Below are 16631 nucleotides of genomic sequence, written 5' to 3'. Positions count from 1 at the left end.
CGGCCCGGTCCCGCCCATCGTATGTTCGATCGCCCCGCTACGCGCAGGCGTGCCTGACCCTGCCGGTGTCAGGCTCGGCGCTGCCCCAGCACACAGAACTCGTTGCCCTCGGGGTCCACGAGCGTCACCCAGGACTGCTCGCCCTGCCCGATGTCCGTGTGCCGTGCGCCCAGGGCGAGGAGGCGGGTGACCTCGGCGTCCCGGTCGTCCGGCCGGAAGTCGAGATGCAGCCGGTTCTTGACGGTCTTCGGCTCCGGCACCGGCACGAAGAGCAGCCCCGGCAACCGGTCCTTCTCGGGGCGGATCTCGAACTCGTCGGGGGAGTCCTCGACCACCACCCAGCCCAGCGCCTCGGCCCACCAGCGCCCGAGGGCGGCGGGGTCGGCGGCGTCCACGATGACTTGTTCCCATTCCAAGGTCATTTCGGCAGCGTAGTGAAGACTGGGCTCCGACGTCACCGCAATTCGAGGGAGGCCCCCGCATGACCCGCCCGATCACCGCAGGGATCGACGGAACCGAGGAGAGCCTGGCCGCGCTGGGCTGGGCCGCGCGAGAGGCCGTCCGGCGCGGCGTGGCCCTCCGGGTGGTGCACGCATGGCGGTTCCAGCCGTACGAGGGGATCGACGCGGGGGACCGGGACACCCAGGCGGGCTGGGCGCGAGAGGCCATGGCCGAGGCCGTCCGGACCGTCACCGGGCGGCACATCGGGCTCGACGTGGACACCGACCTGGTGGAGGGGGGCAGCGTCGACGTGCTGATCGCGGCGGCCGCCGACTCCGAGTCGCTGGTCCTGGGCTCCCGCGGGCACGGTCCGGTGGTCGGCTTCCTGCTGGGCTCGGTGGGCCAGCAGGTGATCGCGGAGGCGACGCGTCCGGTGATCCTGGTGCGTGCCGGGGACCAGGCCACCGCGGAGGTCTCCGGGCGCGAGGTCGTGGTGGGCCAGGAGGGGGACCCGGAGGACAGCGCCGAGGTCCTGAGGTTCGCTTTCGAGACGGCGGCGGCACGGGGAGCGGCCGTACGTGCCGTACGGGCCTGGACGCTGCCGCCGGTGTTCGCGTACAGCCCGGGTTCGCTGAAGCTCCTCGACGAGGCCGGCGGGCTGGAGCCGTACGAGAAGAAGGCCCTGGCCTCGGCGCTCCAGCCGTGGCGGGAGCGCTTCCCGGACGTGCCGGTCGCCGAGCACGTGGAGATGGGCAGCGCGGGCGAGGTGCTGCTGTCGATGACCGCCCGGGCTCAGCTGATGGTCGTGGGCCGTCGGGCCCGTCGTACCGCCGTGGGTGCCCGGATCGGCTCGGTCGCCCATGGTGTGCTGCACCACGCGGACTGCCCGGTGGCCGTGGTGCCGCACGCCTGAGGTCAGTCCGCGGTGGCCGGAGTGGGCTGGAGCGTCTCCCGGGCCTTGGGGAGGATGTTCGTGATGTAGTCGTCCACCGCCGTGTCGAGCCCGATGTCGTGCTGGGCCCGCTCGGACAGGTACCAGCGGTGCTCGAGGAGCTCGTGGTAGATCTCGGCCGGGTCCATCGACCCGCGCATCTCCAGCGGCACGGCCCGCACCGTGGGCCGGAAGACGTCCCGCACCCAGCGGTGGGCGAGCACCTCCGGGCGGGCGCCGAGCGGGTCGCCCGGAGCGTAGTCCTCCTGGGTGGCCATCCAGCTCTCGAGGTCGTTCAGCAGCCGCCGGGCCTGGTTCTCCTCGGCGTCCAGGCCCGTCAGGCGCAGGAGCTGGCGCTGGTGGTGACCGGCGTCCACGACCTTCGGCACGAACGTGACCTCGTCGCCGTTCGGCGCGTGCTCGATCTGCATCTCGGCCACGTCGAAACCGAGGTCGTTGAGTCGGCGTATCCGGCGCTCGATGTAGTGGTACTTGCCCGCCGGGTAGACGGACCTGCGGGTCAGTTCCTCCCACAGGCTGCCGTAGCGCGAGCAGATCTCCATGCCGAACTCGATCGCGTCCACCGAGGGGTGCAGCGCCCCGGAGGCATCCAGGTCGAGCAGTTCGCCGCTGATGTTCACGCGGGCGAGGTCGAGGTCGTAGTCCCGCTGCCCGGGGCTGAGCTGCGGATGCAGGTCGCCGGTCTCGGCGTCGACGAGGTAGGCGGCGTAGGCGCCCGCGTCCCGGCGGAACAGGGTGTTGGACAGGGAGCAGTCGCCCCAGGCGAACCCGGCAAGGTGCAGCCGGACCAGGAGGACGGCCAGGGCGTCCATCAGGCGGTGCATGGTGGCGGGCCGCATGGTGGTCTCGAACATCGAGCGGTATGGCATCGAGCCGCCCAGATGCCGGGTGACCAGCACCGGCTCCAGCGGCGCCTCCTCGGCGTCGGTGCGCCCGGTGACGACGGCGAGCGGGTCGACGGCGGGGATGCCGAGCCGGTCCAGGTCGCGCAGCAGTTCGTACTCGCGCAGTGCCGGGCGCTCGGCGAGCTCCTTCACGGCGATGACCTCGTCACCGGCGCGGGCGTAGCGGACCACGTGGCGGGATATGCCGCGCGGCAGCGGGACCAGGACCTCCTCCGGCCACTGCTCGAGCGGCAGGTGCCACGGCAGTTCGAGCAGGAGCGCGGGGTGCTCCGGGTTCGTCGCGCTGATCTGCAGTGCCATCGTGCTCTGTCCTCGCCTGGTCGGTGATCGTCACCTCACCTTAGAGCGCGCGGTCCCTGGCCTGAAGTGCCGCTTCACGGACCGGACCGCGGTGCACCGGCCCGTGCCCCGGGAGCAGTACCTCGCCCTCCAGCTCCGCGAACACGTCCAGCGACGCCACGGCACGCGCGCGGTCGTGATGGAACATGTCCGGCAGCAGCTGGGGCCCCGTCACCCGTGAGGTGGGGTGACCGCTCACCAGGCCGTCGCCCGAGATCACCACACCGCGCTCGGGGAGGTGAAAGGCGCAGTGCCCGTCGGTGTGGCCTGGGGTGAACACGGGCACCGGACGGCCCGGCAGGTCGAGGGCGCCCTCGGCCGGGAACGGCTGCGGGGAGGCGACCGGCACATGGGCCGTGCCGCCCACCCGGATCGCGTGCACCGCCCACGGCAGCACACCGGGGCGCCAGCCGTTCTTCAGGACCGTGCCGACGGAGACCTGGTGTAGGAACTCCCGCCGCGCGTGCGGCACTTCGGCCTCGTGCAGGTAGACCGGCGTGCCGTAGGCGGAGCGCAGGTACTCGGCGGACCCGAGGTGGTCGTTGTGGGCGTGCGTGATGAGCACGGCGGTCACCGCCTCCGGTGCGCTGCCCACCTCGGCGAGGGAGGCGAGCACCTGTTCCCGGTCCCCGGGGTAGCCGGTGTCCACGAGCGTCGCCGAGCTCCCCTCGGTCAGGATCACCCAGTTGGTGTTGCTGCCGTGCACCAGGTAGGTGCCGTCCGCGACTTGCTGCACGCCTGCGCTCATGATCGCCCCACCCGGTGAGTCCCTGCCCGACGGCACACAGCAAAGCAGACGCTCAGGCGATCCGGAGCGGCGGGTACCGGTCCTCCAGCGGTCAACTTCCGTGGTGACAGGCTGCCTCCGGCACCGTCCGCGTGGCTGCCGCGCCCGGGGTGCGGCGCCGGACGGAGGGGTCGGCGGCGTGCCCGGCCCGGGGTGCGCGTCGGGGTCCCCCGGAGGGACGAGGCTGCCTCCGGCACCGTCCGCCGGAGGCAGCCCCCGCGTGCAGCCGGGGCAGCCGCCTCTCTGCCTCAGTGCACGCCGTGCGGGCGGAACTGGATGCTGATGCGTGGTCCCGTCGCGCGCGTGGACTTCGGTACGGCGTGCTCCCAGGTGCGCTGACAGGAGCCGCCCATCACGATCAGGTCGCCGTGGCCCAGCGGCCGCCGGACCGTCTCCGCGTGGCCGTGCGCCGGCCGCAGTACGAGGTCGCGCGGGGCGCCCACGGAGAGGATCGCGACCATGGTGTCGTGGCTGCCCCCTCGCCCGCCCCGGTCGCCGTGCCAGGCGACGCTGTCCCGGCCGTCGCGGTAGTAGCAGAGCCCAGCCGTGGTGAACGGTTCGCCGAGCTCGTCGGCGTAGTGCGCGGTGAGCGCCTCGCGGGCCTCGGTGAGCACGGGGTGCGGCAGCGCGTCGTCCAGGCCGTAGAAGGCGAGCAGGCGCGGGACGTCGACGACGTGGTCGTACATCTTGCGGCGCTCGGCACGCCAGGGAACCTCGGTGGACAGCTGTTCGAACAGGGCGTCCGAGCCGCCGAGCCATCCGGGCAGTACGTCGATCCAGGCGCCGAAGGCCAGCTCGGTACGGCGGATTCCGTCGAGCGGGCCGAGCCGGAGCTGGTCGGTCTGGTCGAAGAGGGAGCCCTGGAGGTGCGCGGTCATGGATCCAGCGTACTCCTTAATCGAAACTCTGTTCCATTATGAAGAGGGATCTGTCGAAAGGCTCGACCTTTCGATACATCGCTGTATCGGATACATTCCTGTATCGAACGGAGGGCCGACATGGCGGTGGAGGAGACGACCAGGCGCGTGACCAGGCGCCGGGTCCGCACGCGTGCCAACCTCCTGGACGCGGCCTTCGCGGTGTTCGCCGCCAAGGGCTTCGGACGGGTGTCGATCGAGGAGGTCTGCGAGGCCGCCGGATACAGCCGCGGCGCCTTCTACTCGAACTTCGACAGCCTCGACGAGCTCTTCTTCGCGCTCTACCGGCAGCGCGCCGACCTGATCGCGGAGCAGGTCGCCGGGGCCCTCGCCCTCGACGGACCCGGCCTCGACGTACCGGCCGCCGTCGACCGCGTCACCGAGGTGTTGCTCCTGGACCGGGACTGGCTGCTCGTCAAGACCGACTTCCTGGTGTACGCCGCCCGTACGCCCGAGGTCGCCCGGACCCTGCTCGAACATCGGGCCCGGCTCCGGCGCGCCGTCGCCGACCGGCTGGCACGCGCGCGTGGACACGCCGAACTGCCCGCAGTGCTGGTCGACGTCGAGGGCGCCGCCCACGCCGTGGTCGCGGCCTACGACGGGGTCACCGTCCAACTGCTGCTGGACGCGGACGTCGAGCGCGCCCGCGTCTGGCTCAAGCAACTGCTCACCGCGCTGCTCACCGACGGCAGCGACACCACCGCATGAGGGAAGAGACGGTCGCCATGGATGCAGACGTCATCGTCGTCGGAGCGGGGCTCGCGGGCCTGGTCGCCGCGCACGAGCTCACCAGCCGCGGCAGGAGGGTCGCGCTGGTCGACCAGGAGAACGCCGCCAACCTCGGCGGCCAGGCCTTCTGGTCCTTCGGCGGACTCTTCCTGGTCGACTCCCCGGAGCAGCGCCGCCTCGGCATCAAGGACTCCTTCGACCTCGCCTGGAGCGACTGGCAGGGCAGCGCGAAGTTCGACCGCGTCGAGGACGAGGACTCCTGGGCGGTGCGCTGGGCGCGCGCCTACGTCGAGTTCGCGGCGGGCGAGAAGCGGTCCTGGCTGGAGGGGCACGGCATCAAGTTCCTGCCCACCGTGGGCTGGGCCGAGCGCGGAGACCTCACCGCCCACGGACACGGCAACTCCGTGCCCCGCTTCCATGTCGCCTGGGGCACCGGCACCGGGGTGGTCGAGCCCTTCGTGGGGTACGCCAAGCAGGCCGCACGGGACGGACTGCTGACCTTCTACCACCGCCACCAGGTCGACGAGCTGGTCGTCGAGGAGGGGGCCGCCCGCGGGGTGCGCGGCACGGTCCTGGCCGAGGACAACTCCGCGCGCGGTGTCGCCTCCAACCGGGACCGGATCGGCGACTTCGAGCTCACCGCCCGGGCCGTCGTCGTCACCACCGGCGGCATCGGCGCCAACCACGACATCGTCCGCCGCTACTGGCCCGAACGGCTCGGCACCCCGCCCGCCGAGATGGTCACCGGAGTGCCCGCCTACGTCGACGGCCGGATGCTCGACATCAGCGCGGGCGCGGGTGTCCGCCTGGTCAACCGCGACCGCATGTGGCACTACACCGAGGGCATCCAGAACTGGGACCCGATCTGGCCCGGCCACGGCATCCGCATCCTGCCCGGCCCGTCCTCGATGTGGTTCGACGCCCTCGGCCGCCGGCTGCCCGAGCCGTACCTGCCCGGCTACGACACCCTCGGCACCCTCCGGCACCTGCGCACCACCGAGGACATCGCGGAGCACGACCACTCCTGGTTCATCCTCACCCAGAAGATCATCGAGAAGGAGTTCGCGCTCTCGGGCTCCGAGCAGAACCCCGACATCACCGCCAAGGACCGCGCGGGCTTCCTCAAGGAGCGCATCCTCGGCAAGGGCGCGCCCGGACCGGTGGACGCGTTCCTGCGCAAGGGCGCGGACTTCGTGACCGCCCCGAACCTGGAACAGCTCGTCGAGAAGATGAACGCGCTGACCGACAAGGCCCTCCTGGACGCCGCCTCGCTCCGCCGCCAGATCGAGGCCCGCGACCTCCAGATCGCCAACTCCTACAGCAAGGACGCCCAGGTGCAGGGCATCCGCAACGCCCGCCGCTACATCGGCGACCGCCTGGGCCGGGTCGCCACCCCGCACCGCATTCTTGACCCGGCCGCCGGACCCCTGATCGGCGTCAAGCTGCACATCCTGACCCGCAAGACCCTCGGCGGCATCCAGACCGACCTCGACTCCCGCGCCCTGGGCACCGACGGCAAGCCCCTCGAAGGGCTGTACGCGGCGGGCGAGGTCGCCGGCTTCGGCGGCGGCGGCGTCCACGGCTACAACGCGCTGGAGGGCACCTTCCTCGGCGGCTGCCTCTTCTCGGGGCGCGCGGCGGGGCGGGCGGCGGCCGAACAGGTCGGCTAGGGAGCCCCTGCAGCCGGCTCTCAGGACTCCAACAGCCGTACCAGCACGGTGGCGTGGCTCTGCTCCGGCGTCTTCGACGCGGTCAGCAGGGTCACGTCGCCCCGGCCCGCCAACTCCCGGACCCGGTCGAGAAGCCCGGCCGCCTCGGGATCGGCCAGCTCCGCCTCGAACCGCTCGGCGAACTCCTCGTACGAGCCCTCGCCCGCGTGGTACCAGCGGCGCAGTTCGGTCGACGGGGTGAGCGCCTTCGGCCACTCGTCGACGCGGGCCGCCTCCTTGGACAGACCGCGCGGCCACAGCCGGTCGACCAGGACGCGGACGCCGTCCCCGGGCTCGGGGGGTTCGTAGACACGGCGGATGCGCACGCTCACGGGCGGCCTCTCGACGAAGGGGTGGCGGCGTCGGGAGCGTACTGCGCAGTCCGGCGCGACTTGACCTGATCAGGGGAGAGTTGCGGGGGAGAGGGCCTTTAGGGTGAAGCTTTGTCCACCCCCCGACCTGTAGGAGAGCACGTGCCGAAGGCCGTCAGACGCACCTTCGTCCTCGCCACCACCCCCCTCGCCCTCACCGCTCTGCTGGGGGCCGCCGCGCCTTCGCCGACGGGCTCGTCCGGGGCCGGCGACCCGTACTTCCCGCTCGCCGGAAACGGCGGATACCACGTCGGCCACTACGACCTGACACTCCGTTACGACCCCGTCGGCCGTCACCTCGACGGCAAGGCGGTCCTCACCGCCCGCGCCACCCAGCGTCTGACCCGGCTCGACCTCGACTTCAAGGGACTGACCGTCACCGGCCTGACCGTCGGCCGCGCAAAAGCGGACTTCCGCCGCTCCGGACAGGAACTCGTCGTGACCCCGCAGCGCGCCCTGCGCAAGGGGGAACGCTTCACCATCACCGTGACCTACAAGGGGAAGCCCGGCCCCGTCACCGATCCGGACGGCTCGCTCGACGGCTGGATACCGACCGACGACGGAGCTTTCGTCGCAGGCGAACCGCAGGGCGCGATGACCTGGTTCCCGGCGAACAACCACCCCACCGACAAGTCGTCGTACGACTTCACGATCACCGTCCCCCAGGGGCGCACCGCGGTCGCCAACGGCGTGCTTGTCTCCCGGCGGACCACGCACGGGAAGACCACGTTCCGCTGGCGCCAGAGCGAGCCCATGGCCGCCTACCTGGCCACCGCCACCGTCGGGAAGTTCAAGGTGGAGCAGTTCACCACCAGGAACGGCATCCGCGTCTACAACGCCGTCGACCCGCGCGAGGCCGCCGCCGCGGCACCCGTGCTCAAGAAGCTGCCCTCCGTCCTGGAGTGGGAGAGCAAGCTGTTCGGGCCCTACCCGTTCCGGGCCGCCGGCTCGATCGTCGACCACGCCCCGAACGTGGGCTACGCGCTGGAGACCCAGTCCCGTCCCGTCTACGACCGCGCGCCCGACCTGAGCACCCTCGTCCATGAGAACGCCCACCAGTGGTTCGGCGACTCCGTCTCGCTCACCTCCTGGAAGGACATCTGGCTCAACGAGGGCTTCGCGACCTACGCGGAGTGGCTGTACGCCGAGCAGCACGGCGGCGACAGTGCGCAGAAGACCTTCGACGACCTCTACGCCAAGCCCGCGAGCGACGACCTGTGGGAGTTCCCGCCCGCCGACCCCGGCAGCGGCGCCAACATCTTCGGCACCCCCGTCTACGCCCGCGGTGCCATGACCCTGCAGGCCCTGCGCACGGCCGTCGGCGACCGGGAGTTCTTCCTGATCCTGCGCGCCTGGGCGACCGGACACCGCGCCGGCCATGGCACCACCGCGCAGTTCGTGCGCCTCGTGGAGCGGGTGTCGGGCAAAGACCTGGACGGTCTGTTCCACACCTGGCTCTCCACGCCGGGCAAGCCGAACCAGCCCTAGAACCTGACCAGTTCCTTACAAGTGTCGGCCAGAGTCATTCCATGATCACACGCAGAACCCATGTCGCACTGCTGGCCGCATCCGTGCTTCTCACCGGATGCGGCGGCGGTGCCGTGGCCAGTACGGACGGCACGCCCACGCCGTTCGGGGAGCCGTCGAGGACCGCTCCCGCGCCGGAGATCTCCGTCGAGGTCGCTCCCCAGCAGATACCCGGGCTCGGCCCGAAGACGTGGGCGAAGGTACCGGCCGCCGCCCGGCAGGCCGTCGTGGTCACCGGGCGGGGCCGAGACTCCTCGGCCTCCACCGTGGTGCTCTACGAGCGCACCGCGGCCGGCTGGCAGGCCGGCGCCGACTGGCCCGCGCACAACGCCCTCAAGGGCTGGACCGACCACCACCTGGCCGGCGACCTGCGCTCACCGATCGGCGTGTACACCCTCACGGACGCCGGAGGACTGCTGAAGGACCCCGGCACCAAGCTGACGTACGACCGCGGCGTCGGCTTCACCTCGCCCGGCACGGGCTTCGAGGGCGAGCCGCTGGCCGGGTCCTTCGACTACGTGATCGCCATCAACTACAACCGGCAGCCCGGCACTTCACCCCTGGACTGGACACGGCCGCTGGGCGCCGGCCGCGGCGGCGGGATATGGCTGCACGTCGACCACGGCGGGCCCACGCACGGCTGCGTCAGCATCGCCGAGGAACACATGAAGGAGCTGCTCCTCGCCCTGGACCCGGATCGCCACCCTGTCGTCGTCATGGGCGACGCCGAGTCCCTGAACCGCTGAGCGCTTAGGATCCGCCAGGTGTGCGCACATGTGCTGGTCGCCGAGGACGACGAGATGCAGGCCGAACTCATACGGCGGTCCCTGCTCGCGGAGGGCCACACCGCCACCGTGGTCCACGACGGGCGGGCCGCCCTGGACGCGGCCCGGCGGGTCGCCCCCGACCTCGTCGTCCTGGACCTGATGCTGCCGGTGATCGACGGTTTCGGGGTGTGCCGGGTGCTGCGCCGCGACGCGGACATCCCCGTCGTGATGCTCACCGCACGGTCCGACGAGGACGACGTCCTGCTGGGCCTGGAACTGGGCGCCGACGACTACATCACCAAGCCGTACAGCCCGCGCGAGCTGATGGCCCGCATCCGGACCGTCCTCAGACGCAGCGGACGGGGTGCCGTGTCCGACCGGCGCGAGGATCCGGCCGTCCGCGCCGCGGGCCTCGCCGTCGATCCCGTACGGCACGAAGTGCGGTGCGACGGGACGCCGGTGGAGTGCACCCCGGCCGAGTTCGAGATCCTGCTGGCCATGGCCGCCGAACCCGAACGGGTCTTCTCACGGCGCCAGTTGCTGGAGGTCACCCGGGGCACCGACCGGGCCTCCACCGAACGAGCCGTGGACGTGCACATCATGAACCTGCGCCGCAAGATCGAGGCCGATCCGCGCCGTCCGGTGCGACTGCTGACGGTGTTCGGCGTGGGCTACAAGCTCAGCGGCGGCCGCGGATGAGTGCCCGGACGACACCGGGGCAGACACCTCTGCGCCCTCGCATACCGCTGCACAAGCGGCTGCTGGTCCGCCTACTCATCACGTCCGGGCTCATCGCCGTGTGCTCGGTGGCCGCGACGGCCTGGCTGGCCGTGGCCACCACCACCCAGGCCCTGCGCGAGGAACAGGGGCAGGCGCTCGCCGACGACATGGACGTCCTCGCCGAGCTCAGCGGATACGCGGCGACCCACCCCGACTGGACGAAAGCGGCCGCCACCGTGCGGGAGCTGTCGGCGAGGACCGGCCGTCGTATCGCCCTGACCGCCTCGGACCGCCGGGTCATCGCCGACTCCGCGCCGCCCGGCACCTCCCTGCCCCCGAGCGCGGCCGCCGCCGTCGACCCCCTGCACACCGACACCTACAGCGAGCGCGGTGCCCAGATCCCCGGCATCGACCCGCGAGCGGTGGGCCCCTACCGGCTCACCGAGGCGGAACGCGTCAAGGTCGACGCCCTCGCCCGCAAGCGGCAGCTCTGCTTCTCCCGGTCCGGTGTGCAGACCCGCCTGAGCCGTACGCCGAGCGGGCGGACGGTCCTCACCGACGCGGACTCCGGCTCCGATCCCGACCATGTGCCCGACGCCTGCGCCGACGGACTGCTCAACACACCCACCCCGACGGAGGACAAGGCGCTGAAGGCGGTGACGGCGCTGGCCCGCGCCTGCCTGACCAAGGCCGGGCTGGACCCGGCGATGGCCGTGCTGATGGGGGGCGCACCGGTCGGGCTGGACTCGCGCGACCCCCTGGGCAGCAAGCTCGGCACGAAGGAGGCGCGTGCGGTCCAGCCCTGCCTCGACGAGGCCCGCCGTACCCAGCTCGACCCCTATGTGGCACCGGCGGCGGAACTCTTCCTCGGCACCGGGGACACCCCCGCCGTGCTGTTCGACATGTCCCCGGCCAACAAGGCCAAGGTCGTCGGCACCGCGGGTCTCGTGCTCGCCGTCACCGTCGCCGCGACCGCCCTGGTCGCCACCCGGCTGGTACGGCCGCTGCGGGCGCTCACCGCAGCCGCCCAGCAGCCGCCCGAACTCCATGTGCGCGTTCCCGTCACCACCCGGGACGAGACCGGCATCCTCGCCGTCGCCTTCAACGACCTGACCGAGCGCCGCGAGCGCCTGGAGGCCCAGCGCAAGGCGATGGTCAGCGACATCGCCCACGAACTGCGCAGCCCGCTCACCAACATCCGGGGCTGGCTGGAGGTCACCCGGGACGGTGTCGTCGACCCCGACCCCGTCCTGCTCGCCTCCCTGCACGACGAGGCCCTCGTCCTCCAGCGCGTCATCGACGACCTCCAGGACCTCGCGGACGCCGACGCCGGCACCCTGCGCCTGCACCGGGAGCCGGTGCGCTGCGACGAACTCCTCCAGCAGGTCGCCGCGGCCCACCGCGTCGCCGCCGACGCGGCCCGGGTCGCACTGCGCACCGACGTCGAGGGTGAGCCCTGGCTGGACGCCGATCCGGTCCGGATGCGGCAGGCACTCGGCAACCTGGTCTCCAACGCGCTGCGCCACACCCCGGCCGGCGGGACGGTCACCCTGACCGGGCGCCGGGACGGCGACGCCATCGTCCTGGAGGTCGCCGACACCGGTACCGGCATCGCGCCCGAGGACCTGCCGCACGTCTTCGACCGGTTCTGGCGCGCGGAGAAGTCCCGCAGCCGTCGTACCGGCGGCTCGGGCCTGGGCCTGCCCATCGTCCGCCACCTGGTCGCGGCCCACGGCGGAACGGTCGGGGCGGCGAGCGAGCCCGGCACCGGCAGCGTCTTCACCCTGCGGATGCCCGGCGGTCCGGCGCCCTCGCCGGACGGCTGATTCCCCACGTGGCGTGCGGGTACCCCGTATGCCCGCGGAGAGAAAGGGAGGTCGGGTCATGACCGTGGCGGACGGGATGCCGGTGGTGCGGACACTCGCTGAACTCGCGGCCCTGACCGAACGGCATGAGCGGCTGTACGTCCGCTGGTCGCGCGGTCCCGAGGTGGATATGACCCGTGCGTCCAGCACCGACGAACTCACGGGTCTGTCCCTGCCGGGACTGTCGGCGAACCCGCTCGACGTCGAGGACTGGTGGCAGGGCCGGCCCGTGCAGCTGTGGGTGGCTCGGCGGCTGTACGACTACTCCCATCTGCCGCACGAGAAAGGCCCCGGCGTACGCCCCTGGGTCCTCCAGGGGCGAGAGCGTGGCCGGGGGCCGGACAACGAGCCGCTCGTCGCGGACGTGCGCGCGATGTGCTGGATCGACGACCAGGTGATCGACGAGGCACGGACCGCGGTGGACGGGCAGGAGAACCCTTGGGGCCCACTGCGCCGCACGGGCCGCTGACCGGGCCCGGTGGTCGGCCTTTTTGTTAACCGGACCTGGTTGCCGGCCTCTGTGTCCGCCGAGTCGGGCGGTCGGCGCCGGTGTTGTCCTGGCCCCGGTCGCCGGCCTTTGGGTCGGCCAGACAGGGTGGTCGGTGTGTGGGTTGGCTGGGTCCGGTGCTGGGCCCTGGCGTTGACGGGGCCCGGTGGTCGGCCTTTCGCGTTTGACCGGACTCGGTCGTCGGCCTCTGTGCCGGCCGAGTCCGGTGGTCGGCCCGGTTTTGACCGGCCCGGTCGCTGGCCCTTGGGTCGGCCAGACGGGGTGGGGGGCTTGTGGGTTGGCTGGGTCCGGTAGTGGGCCCAGGCGTTGACCGGGCCCGGTCGTCGGCCTCTGTGCCGGCCGAGTCCGATGGTCGGCCATGACTCGGTCTCCAGCCCTTGTGCCGACCAGACGCGGTGGTGGCATGTGTGCCGGTCGGGCCTGGTGGTGGGCCCGTGTGTTGACCCCGCCCCGGTGGTCGGCCCGTGGCGTTGACCGGGCCGCGTCGCCGACCTCTGTGTCGGTCGAGGCCAGTGGTCGGCTCGGTGCTGACCTGGCCCAGTCGCCAGCCCCTGCGCAGGCCAGACACGGTCGTGGCTTGTGCGTTGGCCGGGTTCGGTGGTGGGTCTGTGGGTTGACCGGGTCCGGTGGTCGGCCTGTGGCGTCCACCGGGCCCGGTGCGTCCGTTCTTGTGCCGGCCCGGGCTGGTCGGCGGACCCGCGCTGAACGGACCCCGGTCAGCTCGCCCTTCTCCGCGCGGCCGCGCGCCGGGCGAGCGACCGGCGTTCCGTCTCGCTGGTGCCGCCCCAGACACCGATGCTCTGCCCCGTGTCCAGGGCCCACTGCAGACACTGCTCCTGGACGGGGCAGCGCCGGCAGACCGACTTGGCCTGTTCCGTCTGGACCAGCGCGGGGCCCGTGGTGCCGATCGGGAAGAAGAGGTCCGGGTCCTCGCGGCGGCACGCGGCATGGGTTCGCCAGTTGTCCATCAAAAGTCACCTGCGATCGAAGTCGTACGTGCCCTCGTGCATGCATTTACTCGCTTTCGGGTGACCTGTCGATGCGCGGTGAAACAACCAGGTCTCCTGGGACGCGTCCGGTCACTGCTCCCGGACGCCCCACGGAGAGCCGTACGCGGTCAGCAGATCCAGGAAGGGACGGGCCGCGAACGCCTCGGGACCCAGGACACCCGCGCCCGTCCAGGCGCCGGTGGCGAGGAGTTCGAGGGCGACGACCGGGTTCACGGCGGTCTGCCACACCACGGCCTGACAGCCGTACTCCGCCATGGACCACTGGTTGTCGACCACGTGGTAGACGTACACCTCCCGCGGCGCCCCGTCCTTGACGCCCTTCACCCAGGTGCCCGCACAGGTCTTGCCGTGCATCCGGTCGCCCAGGGTCGCCGGGTCGGGCAGACACGCGGCCACGACGTCCCGTGGCGAGACCGCGACCGGGCCCGCCGGACTGGGCACGGTCACCGGCTCGGTGCGGTCCAGGCCCAGCAGGTGCAGTGTCCTCAGCGTCTCGATGAACTCGCGGCCCAGGCCGTACTTGAAGGTCACGCGGCGGGCGCCGACCCAGCGGGGGACGAGCAGCACCTCCTCGTGCTCCACGTTCACGCACTCGACCGGACCGATGCCCTCGGGGAAGTCGAAGACCTCCGGCTCGCTGAAGGGCTCCGTCGTGAACCAGCCGCGCTCGGCCTCGTAGACGACGGGAGGGTTGAGGCACTCCTCGATGGTGGTCCAGATGCTGAAGGAAGGGGCGAAGTCGTAGCCGTCGACGGTGAGGTTCGCACCGTCGCGGACACCGATCTCCTCGATCTCGTCGAAGAGCTCGTCGGCCGCGTACCGGGCGAAGACGTCCGACAGGCCGGGCTCCACGCCCATGCCGACCAGGGCCAGCGCACCCGCCTTCTCCCACTCCTCGGCCTGCGCGAACTGCTCGTCGCCGAGCTTGACCCCGCACTCCTCGTACGGCCGCTCGGGATGCGGACGGGACAGGGACATCGCCATGTCGACATAGGTTGCCCCGGCGGAGCGCGCCGCCCGGAACAGGGACATCACGAACCGCGGGTCGGTGGCGTTGAGGAGGACGTCGCAGGCGTGCTGTTCCAGCAGGGCGGCCACGGCCGACTCGTCGCTCGCGTCCACGCGCTCGGCACGGAACCGGCCGGACCGGTCGCCGAGCGCGGTCACCGCGGCCTCGGCACGGGCCGGGTCGTAGTCGGCGACGACCATGGCGTCGAAGAAGGGCCGCCGGGCGGCGATCCGGGTGATGGCGGTGCCGACGCCCCCGGCGCCCACGAGCAGTACACGCATGACAAACACTCCCTGACGGGTCGAGGTCGCAGATACAGGGGCCCTGGCGGAGATACAACGCCGTGCGCTCGCATAAGGTCAATGGCGTTGGCATAAGGCGTGAAGTGTCAGGAGGTCGCCGTGCCGAAGCCCGTGGTCCCCGAGGACAGACGCCGTCGGCGCAGGCCCACCAGGAGCGGGACCGTCCTGTCCGAGCGGCTGATCGTCGAGACGGCCCTGCGCATGCTCCGCGAACACGGCAGCGCCGGCCTCACCGCCCGCCGCCTGGGCCTGGCCCTGGACGCCGACCCGAGCACGCTCTACCGCTACTTCCGCGGCATGGACGACCTGACGCTGGCGATCGGTGACGCCCTGATCGGTCAGGCGCTGGAGGGCTGGGCGCCGACGGGGGAGTGGCGGCACGATCTGCGCGAGGTGGGCCTGCGCATCCACGGGGCGTACGTCGCCCATCCCCAGGCCGCCGTGCTGACGACCAGCAGGGTCACCGGCCGGCCCAACGAACTGGCCGCGGACGAGGCGGTCCTGGACATCCTGCGCGGAGCGGGCCTCCCTCTCGCGGACACCGTGCGGATCTACCACGCCTTCATCGACCAGACGCTGGCCTTCGCGGCCCTGGACGCGGCGTCCCTGGCCCTCCCGAGCGCGGCGCTGGACGCCGACGAGGACAAGTGGCGCTCGACGTACGCCCACTTGCCCGGCGACCGTTACCCCCGCCTCGCGGAGGCGGCACCTCTCCTGGCCACCCGCATGGTCACCAGCGCGTACCCGACGGCGCTGGACATGCTCCTGGACAGTGTGGAGAGGCAGGCGGGCAGTACCCGTCAAGGGGTGGCAGGCTCATCGAAGGGTTTCTGAGGCGGCCGCCGTCACGGCCTCGGCCACCGCGGCCAGGGCCGGCGAGTCCAGCTTCCACTGCTGCCAGTACAGCGGAACGTCGACCGGCCGGTCCGGCGCCAGTGAGACCAACCGCCCGGCGCGCAGCAGCGGACCCGCCTGTACCTCGGGCACCATCCCCCACCCCAGTCCCAGCGTGACGGCCTCCACGAACCCCTCCGAGGTGGGCACCGCGTGCCGCACCCGGCTCGCCCCGCCCCGGCCCAGCTCCCGCAGGAACCCGTCCTGGATGTCGTCACTGCGGTCGAACGTCACCACCGGCGCCCCCGTGAGCCCCTCCAGCGGGGACCCCTCGAGATGTCGCGACACGAATCCAGGACTCGCCGCCGCCAGGTACCGCATCCGTCCCAGGGCCCGCACGGAACATCCCGCCACGGCCTCGGGAGAAGACGTCACCGCCGCCATCACCAGCCCCTCGCGCAGCAACTCCGCCGTACGGGTCTCGTCCTCGCGCCGGAGCTCGAAACACAGCCGCTCCCGTTCCGGAACCCGCGCGAGCGCGCCCAGGAACCAGGTCGCCAGGGAGTCCGCGTTCACCGCGACCGACACCCGGGTCACCTCCCCCTCGCCCGGCAGGCCCAGCTCGGCGAGCGCGTCCCGCTCGAGGCGGGCCAGCTGGCGGGCGAACCGCACCACGACCTCGCCCGACTCGGTCGGCCGCACCGGTTTGGTGCGTACCAGCAGCACCCGCCCCGTGCGCTGCTCCAGCGCCTTCACCCGCTGGCTCACCGCCGAAGGCGTCACATGCAGAGCGGCCGCCGCCGCGTCGAACGTGCCCTCGTCGACCACCGCGAGCAGCGTCCGCACCTGATCCAGAGGAAGCTCGGTCATCATCATGGCATCATCACGACAACTAATGATACGTAAGAATCTTTAGCTGTACGTGCAGTGATCGTCTCC

Annotated in this window: 17 protein-coding genes; 9 read left to right on the top strand and 8 right to left on the bottom strand. The window is 71.9% G+C overall.

The window, feature by feature from the left end:
• Positions 1-68: 68 nt before the first annotated feature.
• Entirely contained in the window at positions 69-422 is a 354-nt protein-coding gene (locus ACZ39I_RS33605) for a VOC family protein (RefSeq protein WP_352385896.1), read from the bottom strand.
• A gap of 59 nt (positions 423-481) precedes the next feature.
• Here ACZ39I_RS33605 and ACZ39I_RS33600 point away from each other — a divergent pair, with 59 nt between their 5' ends.
• Positions 482-1354, top strand: coding sequence for a universal stress protein (locus ACZ39I_RS33600; protein WP_467248693.1), 873 nt, complete (start codon positions 482-484; stop codon positions 1352-1354).
• Between the two features lie 2 nt (positions 1355-1356).
• Here ACZ39I_RS33600 and ACZ39I_RS33595 read toward each other — a convergent pair whose 3' ends face one another.
• From ACZ39I_RS33595 to ACZ39I_RS33585, 3 genes are all read right to left on the bottom strand, one after another.
• Complete coding sequence (locus ACZ39I_RS33595) at positions 1357-2598, bottom strand: DUF4032 domain-containing protein (protein ID WP_467248692.1); 1242 nt, start codon at positions 2596-2598, stop codon at positions 1357-1359.
• Positions 2599-2638: 40 nt separating this feature from the next.
• A complete protein-coding gene (locus tag ACZ39I_RS33590; protein ID WP_467248691.1) occupies positions 2639-3385 on the bottom strand; it encodes an MBL fold metallo-hydrolase in 747 nt (248 codons plus the stop codon).
• Positions 3386-3672: 287 nt separating this feature from the next.
• On the bottom strand, positions 3673-4302 hold the full coding sequence (locus ACZ39I_RS33585; RefSeq protein ID WP_467248690.1) for an alpha-ketoglutarate-dependent dioxygenase AlkB: 630 nt from the start codon (positions 4300-4302) through the stop codon (positions 3673-3675).
• Positions 4303-4422: 120 nt separating this feature from the next.
• Here ACZ39I_RS33585 and ACZ39I_RS33580 point away from each other — a divergent pair, with 120 nt between their 5' ends.
• Together ACZ39I_RS33580 and ACZ39I_RS33575 are read left to right on the top strand one after the other, a co-directional pair.
• A complete protein-coding gene (locus ACZ39I_RS33580; RefSeq protein WP_467248689.1) occupies positions 4423-5049 on the top strand; it encodes a TetR/AcrR family transcriptional regulator in 627 nt (208 codons plus the stop codon).
• A 17-nt stretch (positions 5050-5066) separates the two neighbouring features.
• Entirely contained in the window at positions 5067-6740 is a 1674-nt protein-coding gene (locus ACZ39I_RS33575; protein WP_467248688.1) for an FAD-binding dehydrogenase, read from the top strand.
• Between the two features lie 20 nt (positions 6741-6760).
• Here ACZ39I_RS33575 and ACZ39I_RS33570 read toward each other — a convergent pair whose 3' ends face one another.
• Entirely contained in the window at positions 6761-7111 is a 351-nt protein-coding gene (locus ACZ39I_RS33570) for a DUF488 domain-containing protein (protein WP_467248687.1), read from the bottom strand.
• 141 nt (positions 7112-7252) lie between these two features.
• Between ACZ39I_RS33570 and ACZ39I_RS33565 the strand changes: the two genes are divergently transcribed.
• From ACZ39I_RS33565 to ACZ39I_RS33545, 5 genes are read left to right on the top strand one after another with little or no spacing between them, the layout of a single operon-like run.
• The gene (locus ACZ39I_RS33565) at positions 7253-8638 is read left to right on the top strand and encodes a M1 family metallopeptidase (protein WP_467248686.1); all 1386 of its coding nucleotides are present in this window, start codon (positions 7253-7255) and stop codon (positions 8636-8638) included.
• 41 nt (positions 8639-8679) lie between these two features.
• Positions 8680-9423 (top strand): L,D-transpeptidase family protein, encoded by a 744-nt coding sequence (locus ACZ39I_RS33560; protein WP_467248685.1) that lies wholly within the window; start codon positions 8680-8682, stop codon positions 9421-9423.
• A gap of 18 nt (positions 9424-9441) precedes the next feature.
• A complete protein-coding gene (locus ACZ39I_RS33555) occupies positions 9442-10143 on the top strand; it encodes a response regulator (RefSeq protein WP_467248684.1) in 702 nt (233 codons plus the stop codon).
• 29 nt (positions 10144-10172) lie between these two features.
• Positions 10173-11990 carry a sensor histidine kinase gene (locus tag ACZ39I_RS33550; RefSeq protein ID WP_467248760.1) on the top strand — a complete coding sequence of 606 codons (1818 nt, stop codon included), beginning with the start codon at positions 10173-10175 and terminating at the stop codon, positions 11988-11990.
• 58 nt (positions 11991-12048) lie between these two features.
• The gene (locus ACZ39I_RS33545) at positions 12049-12498 is read left to right on the top strand and encodes a DUF6098 family protein (protein ID WP_467248683.1); all 450 of its coding nucleotides are present in this window, start codon (positions 12049-12051) and stop codon (positions 12496-12498) included.
• A gap of 755 nt (positions 12499-13253) precedes the next feature.
• On the opposite strand, the gene ACZ39I_RS33540 is transcribed toward ACZ39I_RS33545, so the two are convergent.
• A complete protein-coding gene (locus ACZ39I_RS33540; protein WP_467248682.1) occupies positions 13254-13505 on the bottom strand; it encodes a WhiB family transcriptional regulator in 252 nt (83 codons plus the stop codon).
• 111 nt (positions 13506-13616) lie between these two features.
• On the bottom strand, positions 13617-14837 hold the full coding sequence (locus ACZ39I_RS33535) for a saccharopine dehydrogenase family protein (protein ID WP_467248681.1): 1221 nt from the start codon (positions 14835-14837) through the stop codon (positions 13617-13619).
• A 120-nt stretch (positions 14838-14957) separates the two neighbouring features.
• Between ACZ39I_RS33535 and ACZ39I_RS33530 the strand changes: the two genes are divergently transcribed.
• Positions 14958-15692, top strand: coding sequence for a TetR/AcrR family transcriptional regulator (locus ACZ39I_RS33530; RefSeq protein ID WP_467248680.1), 735 nt, complete (start codon positions 14958-14960; stop codon positions 15690-15692).
• On the opposite strand, the gene ACZ39I_RS33525 is transcribed toward ACZ39I_RS33530, so the two are convergent.
• Positions 15675-16565, bottom strand: coding sequence for a LysR family transcriptional regulator ArgP (locus ACZ39I_RS33525; RefSeq protein ID WP_467248679.1), 891 nt, complete (start codon positions 16563-16565; stop codon positions 15675-15677). The genes ACZ39I_RS33530 and ACZ39I_RS33525 overlap by 18 nt on opposite strands.
• Positions 16566-16631 lie beyond the last annotated feature (66 nt).

This window comes from Streptomyces sp. NPDC024687 (assembly GCF_055559055.1).
The sequence above is the reverse complement of the archived record's forward strand: the minus strand, read 5'-3'. Positions and strand labels throughout refer to the sequence as shown.

Excerpts from the sequence above, each read along its gene's own strand:
- ACZ39I_RS33605 (WP_352385896.1), bottom strand. The coding sequence starts at position 422 with ATGACCTTGGAATGGGAACAAGTCATCGTGGACGCCGCCGACCCCGCC.
- ACZ39I_RS33600 (WP_467248693.1), top strand. The coding sequence starts at position 482 with ATGACCCGCCCGATCACCGCAGGGATCGACGGAACCGAGGAGAGCCTG.
- ACZ39I_RS33595 (WP_467248692.1), bottom strand. The coding sequence starts at position 2,598 with ATGGCACTGCAGATCAGCGCGACGAACCCGGAGCACCCCGCGCTCCTG.
- ACZ39I_RS33590 (WP_467248691.1), bottom strand. The coding sequence starts at position 3,385 with ATGAGCGCAGGCGTGCAGCAAGTCGCGGACGGCACCTACCTGGTGCAC.
- ACZ39I_RS33585 (WP_467248690.1), bottom strand. The coding sequence starts at position 4,302 with ATGACCGCGCACCTCCAGGGCTCCCTCTTCGACCAGACCGACCAGCTC.
- ACZ39I_RS33580 (WP_467248689.1), top strand. The coding sequence starts at position 4,423 with ATGGCGGTGGAGGAGACGACCAGGCGCGTGACCAGGCGCCGGGTCCGC.
- ACZ39I_RS33575 (WP_467248688.1), top strand. The coding sequence starts at position 5,067 with ATGGATGCAGACGTCATCGTCGTCGGAGCGGGGCTCGCGGGCCTGGTC.
- ACZ39I_RS33560 (WP_467248685.1), top strand. The coding sequence starts at position 8,680 with ATGATCACACGCAGAACCCATGTCGCACTGCTGGCCGCATCCGTGCTT.
- ACZ39I_RS33545 (WP_467248683.1), top strand. The coding sequence starts at position 12,049 with ATGACCGTGGCGGACGGGATGCCGGTGGTGCGGACACTCGCTGAACTC.
- ACZ39I_RS33540 (WP_467248682.1), bottom strand. The coding sequence starts at position 13,505 with ATGGACAACTGGCGAACCCATGCCGCGTGCCGCCGCGAGGACCCGGAC.
- ACZ39I_RS33535 (WP_467248681.1), bottom strand. The coding sequence starts at position 14,837 with ATGCGTGTACTGCTCGTGGGCGCCGGGGGCGTCGGCACCGCCATCACC.
- ACZ39I_RS33525 (WP_467248679.1), bottom strand. The coding sequence starts at position 16,565 with ATGATGACCGAGCTTCCTCTGGATCAGGTGCGGACGCTGCTCGCGGTG.